Here is a 5,029-nt window from a genome sequence, read left to right as displayed (position 1 = left end):
CTGTCCGCATCCACCTCGCGCTTCCTATCGGCGCCCGCGCCAACGCCGACATCGGCCGCAGATCGAAATTTCCATAGCCGTTGACTGTGGCCCGCGGGTTCCTTCCTCGGGGACTTTCGTACGCCCGCCGGCGCCCGAAACTCATCACGGTAGGCGACCGGCAGCTTCGAGGTTGGAATTGTAAGAAGCGGACGATCAGATCTGAGGTCAGGCAATCAGGTACCAAGCCGCGAGAGGCAACCGGCCGTTGAACATCGTGATGACGGCGATTCTGCCCAAGAAGATACCGACGTTCTGGCTTAGGGCAGTTGCTGGATTGGCGGCGCCATCCAGCGTCCGTCCAACGCTTCGGACTTCGGCAGATAGAGCCGCATCACCGCATAGAAGGGCTCGGCCGGCGCCGGCAGCCAGTTCGGTTCCAACTCAGGCCCCGGGCTTTCGTGCTGCAGGTAGAGGACGTACTCGTCTTCGTCGTTCTTCTTGAGGTCTTGCAGCATGGCTGAGTTGATCAAATAGCGATCGATCGGATTGCTCACGAGGAGTTGCTTGGGTAGGTCATACATGGTCAGCGACCAAAAGGCGTCGATGGGCGGAAGCGTCTCAGCGGTGAAGGTCAGGGTGTATTTGCGGGCCTTGCCGTCGAGCGGCAGCTTACCTGCGTCGAAGGCGTAGATGACGTAGAGTGCTTCCTCTACGCTGTTCCCGTAGATCCCACCCTGTGCCGCCGCAGCCCGGACCATGTAGCGGCCCTTCATGAACTCGGGCGTGCCAAACAGCTTCGACGAATCCGTCAACTGGCCAGCCTCGTCGCGGATTTTCTTTTCCGTCCCGCTGACCGCTTCCTGCATCACGGCTGCTGCATCGGGGGAAAGAACCGGACCCGGCCACGCTGCCCCTTCCCGGATACCGAGCGTGGCGAGGTTCTGCCGCTGGCCTTCGTCGCCCGGATAGGGAGGCGCGAACTGAAGCAGGAAGGCGGCAAGCGGCCAGTAGTTGGTAATCATCAGCTCGTCGGAGATGGGCATCCAGTCCACCGCCGGGGGAGCGGCCGGCGCCGGGGTTTTCATGTAGGTCGAAAAAGGCGCCGCCTTGTAGCCGGCCTGGATCTCCTTGACCTTGTCGAGGTCGTCCGGCGAGAAGAGCTGGGTCCTGACGATGCCGATGGCGAGCGTGGTCGGCATCTCGATCACGCGCTTGATGCCCTTGGGTACTTCGCCCTTCCAGCCGGGGCCGGTGATGAGGAAGTCGCCGCCATCATTGCCGTCAACCCGGGTGCCGGGATAGTCGACATTGTTGGTGTAGAGGTCGATCAGCTGCAGCGAGTAATAGCGCTCCTTCTCGATCGCCGGCATGGTGACCACTACCGGCTCGGCGCGCAGGTCGAAGACGATGAAGGAATAGGGCGTGTCCGAGTTGGGCGTGATGATCGCCGTATCCTCGGGCGTATAGACCCGGGCGATGCTGACCAGCGTGTTCAGTGGCCCCTTGTACTGGCTTCCGCCCAGCTCCAGCGCATACTGGTACATGGTGAGATAGTTCTTCACCATTGGATAGGTGTAGATGTAGGCCTCGCGCGCCTGCTGCCGCAGGTCTTCCCGTGCAAGGGCCGGGAGTGCCGGCAAGGCGGCGAGCGCAGCAGTGCCTTTCAAAAGTGTCCGGCGATTCATTTCACTTCCTCTGCAACGGGGAAAGTCCAGCTTCCGTCAAGAACCTGTGCGTCCGGGCGATACAGGCGAACCATGTAGTTCCAGTCCACCGGCGTCGGCAGGCAGTTCACGACCTTGCCGTCGCAGCCGCCGAACTGGATGACGATCGAACCATCCTCGCCCTTCTGAGCCGTCACGTCGTTCAGAGAATAGGCGTTGAGATCGTTCGGCGTGAAGAAGCCATCTTTGTTGTAGATGGTGACCGACCAGAAATCCTTCACCGGCACGTCCTTGACGGCCAGCCGATAGATTGTCTTGCCGTCGTTCGTCTTCGGCGTCTCGTTGAGATACAGCGCCTCCTGGTCGGGGTTCCCGCCCCAGCCGAGCGCGGCGCCGACCAGATGCCGGATCGGATTTATCTCGTCGCGCGATCCGAACATCTTCTTGGTGTCCGGCAGCAGAGCGCCGAGGTCCAGCAGCGCGCGTCGGGTCTTGTTCCGGCTTTCGCTGTCCCATTTCGGGATCTCGAAGCTGCCGGTCGATGCCTGCTCGACCTTGACTGCGTCCTGAAGCGCGTGAACCTGCTTCAGGTCCTCGGCGTCGGCGGGATTGGCGAAGAAGCGGAAGGCCGCCGCCACGTAGCGGGTGCCGATATCGTCGCGCTTCAGCGTGTGGGTTCCGGCGCCGTAATGCACGCCGTGGATGTAGTGGTTCTCGTCGATCACCATGAGCGAAACGAAGCGGCTTCCGGAATCTGGCACGGTGATCGTCACAGGTCCGGCATCCAGATCAAACACGGCGGACGAATAAAGCGTATCGCGGTTCAGGCGGATGATCGTCTGCTTGTCGAGTGGCGCCATCTCGCGGGTATGATCGAACTTGCCAAAACCGCCATTTGCGACAATACCGGAGAAATATAAATCGCTCTCGGCGCGGACGAAGTTGTCGCTGTTGACGTGGACGGGTTCAGCAGCAGCCGGGAGTGCTGCAAGCAGGGCGGCGGCGGCAACTATCGAAAATCTCAAATTCATCGAAACCTCTCTGATTGAATTGCTGGAGTAGCGGAAGCGGCCCCGTCAGAAGCGCATGGCCATGCCGAGGATCGGTCCCTGCTGGACCACGTCGAACACGAAGCCGTTGTGGCTGTATTCGACGCCGAGAGCCCGGTACCCGGCCACGGCCGAAATCACGTCGTTGAACGCGTAGCCGATGCCGGCGGCGATATCCCAGTCACGATCGGCCTGGCCTGCCCCAGTGAGGCCCCATCCGCTGAGATAGACATTGTCCGTAAGAAAGTGCCTGCCGCGAACACCGACCATAGCATCGACCCACGTCGCGCCGTCGCTCGCCGAGACGCCATCCAGAATTCCGCCGGTAAAAGAGATGTCTGTGTCTACGTGCCATACCCGCGCGCTGGCGACGAGGTCGAGGGTGCTGCGGCCATCCTGGAGGACGGCATAGCCTACGCCGACGAGCCCCGTGAACGTCTCTGACGTTAGGCCGACCCTGTCTGTGACGATGCCCCGGGGCGTACCCGATTCCGTCGAGACCTTTGTGTAGATGACGTCCCCGAAAATGCTGAACCGATCGTTGCGGGCCTCGCCGATGGCCATGAACGCGAAATCCAGATCTTTCAGTATGTCGGAGAAGTCGGAGGCGACATGGACTGGCGGCAGCCCGAACTGTCCGACATCGCCCGACATGCCGGCGCCCCAGAAATAGGGGCTGGCTGCAAAGCTCCAGCCACCCTCCGCCACCGGCTTTGCCTCAGGCAGGATGAACGATTGAGGAATGTCCGCGGCGTGAGCGCATGAATTTGCCGCGGCACAGACAAGCAGCGCCGAACCTAGTTTTGTATAAGTTTCCATCCACGCTTCCGTGTTGCATTCATCTATCGATCGATTGACTCGGGAAGAGGAGCCTAAGAAATCTTCGCCTCGATTCCGGTCGGCAGGACTGGCAGTGTGTATCTGTCTCTTCGCTTCCTATCGAGTATTCCCAGCTAGTAGGTGTGCTAGCTAAGAACGTTGGTAGCCCCAGCAAATCAATGCTCGACGTTCTCCCGTCGCCAATATTCACCGACAGAGCCGTATTACATACCGGTATGCGTGAGTTTGTCCCGATCGGCACAATCGATAAACTTCTGCACGTAATCGTTCGAGTCTGACGGACGTCGCTGGAATTTCGGTTGGCGCGCAGCTAAAGCTGCAGCGTCGGGGAACGACTTCTATCTGCGTTGCGAAAGTGAAGTGTGGAGTTGATGTTGGATTTGACGCTAGAGCAAGCCCAGCGTGTCATGAAGGAAGGAGCATGGCTCGCACACATGGGTGAGCCGTTCCAAACCAATCTGTTGCGCAATGCTCATTTGCTCAAGTTTGCTCCTGGTCAAGTCATCTACAGACATGGCGATACCGGCGGTGGAATGTATGGCCTTGTAGCTGGCTCCCTCACCATCAACTCGGCGCCACCTGATTTGACGCCTCAGCTTATCCATCTGGGGATGCCGGGGGCATGGACCGGCGAAGGTCCCTTCCTGACCGGCCAACCACGAAGGATAGAAATGCGGGCGCTTGGTATCGCCTGGATGATGCACGTGCCGCTTGATGCCTTGGAGCAAATGGCCGCGCAAGATGCGAGAGTCGTGCGTGCGGTCGGGGTCAACACCGCATTTACCGTAGATGTGCTTGTCCGGATCATCCACGATCTGCAGAAGCGCGACGTTGCACGAAGAATAGCTGCAGTAGTCGAACGTGGTGGCTGGCTCGGCAACATGCCGATCCCGCTATCTCAGTCCGACCTCGGTGTCATGGCGAATGCCTCGCGTAAACAGGTCAACGCGGCGATGCGAAGCTTCACCTCCGCCGGCTGGGTAACGTCCACGTATCGATCCATCACTGTGACAAACCCGCAGGCACTTCGGAAATTCTCAGACTGCGACGGACCGGATGCGTAGCAGCAGCTGATGGCTTTTCGTACAAGCTCGACTTATCACTGGTAGTAGGAAACATCTTCTTTAGACAGCGATGAAGCTGATCTCTACTGCCCGAGTGACTGGTTTCGGGCGAGGGTATGAATCGCTTGAACGTCCGACTTCAGGCGCGTTGCCGTCACCGCCCTGAGTCTATGAATGGCCGCTTCTGGAATTGGCGCGATGATTCCGGAACGACTTACTTGGGGTCGTGAGCAGAACGTCAGCTTGCTGAGTATCTCAACCAGAAGCAGACAGTCCGGAATCGTGATGAGTTTCGGGCGCCGGCGGGCGTACGAAAGTCCCCGAGGAAGGAACCCGCGGGCCACAGTCAACGGCTATGGAAATTTCGATCTGCGGCCGATGTCGGCGTTGGCGCGGGCGCCGATAGGAAGCGCGAGGTGGATGCGGACAG

At 59.7% G+C, this 5,029-nt stretch carries 4 protein-coding genes; 1 reads left to right on the top strand and 3 read right to left on the bottom strand.

The window, feature by feature from the left end:
* Positions 1-299 precede the first annotated feature (299 nt).
* The 3 genes from AC1DLV_RS30135 to AC1DLV_RS30125 are packed head-to-tail and all read right to left on the bottom strand — an operon-like array spanning position 300 to position 3,514.
* Positions 300-1,667 (bottom strand): DUF1254 domain-containing protein, encoded by a 1,368-nt coding sequence (locus AC1DLV_RS30135; RefSeq protein ID WP_476803631.1) that lies wholly within the window; start codon positions 1,665-1,667, stop codon positions 300-302.
* A complete protein-coding gene (locus tag AC1DLV_RS30130) occupies positions 1,664-2,677 on the bottom strand; it encodes a DUF1214 domain-containing protein (RefSeq protein ID WP_476803630.1) in 1,014 nt (337 codons plus the stop codon). Before AC1DLV_RS30130 ends, AC1DLV_RS30135 begins: the two co-directional genes overlap by 4 nt.
* A gap of 45 nt (positions 2,678-2,722) precedes the next feature.
* Entirely contained in the window at positions 2,723-3,514 is a 792-nt protein-coding gene (locus AC1DLV_RS30125) for a hypothetical protein (protein ID WP_476803629.1), read from the bottom strand.
* 392 nt (positions 3,515-3,906) lie between these two features.
* On the opposite strand from AC1DLV_RS30125, the gene AC1DLV_RS30120 reads away from it, so the two are divergent.
* The gene (locus AC1DLV_RS30120; protein ID WP_476803632.1) at positions 3,907-4,599 is read left to right on the top strand and encodes a Crp/Fnr family transcriptional regulator; all 693 of its coding nucleotides are present in this window, start codon (positions 3,907-3,909) and stop codon (positions 4,597-4,599) included.
* The last annotated feature ends 430 nt before the right edge of the window (positions 4,600-5,029 follow it).

Source organism: Aminobacter sp. 01T433 (genome assembly GCF_056398585.1).
The sequence above is the reverse complement of the archived record's forward strand: the minus strand, read 5'-3'. Positions and strand labels throughout refer to the sequence as shown.

Coding starts and splice junctions, on each gene's coding strand:
- AC1DLV_RS30135 (WP_476803631.1), bottom strand. CDS start 1,667: ATGAATCGCCGGACACTTTTGAAAGGCACTGCTGCGCTCGCCGCCTTG.
- AC1DLV_RS30130 (WP_476803630.1), bottom strand. CDS start 2,677: ATGAATTTGAGATTTTCGATAGTTGCCGCCGCCGCCCTGCTTGCAGCA.
- AC1DLV_RS30125 (WP_476803629.1), bottom strand. CDS start 3,514: ATGGAAACTTATACAAAACTAGGTTCGGCGCTGCTTGTCTGTGCCGCG.
- AC1DLV_RS30120 (WP_476803632.1), top strand. CDS start 3,907: ATGTTGGATTTGACGCTAGAGCAAGCCCAGCGTGTCATGAAGGAAGGA.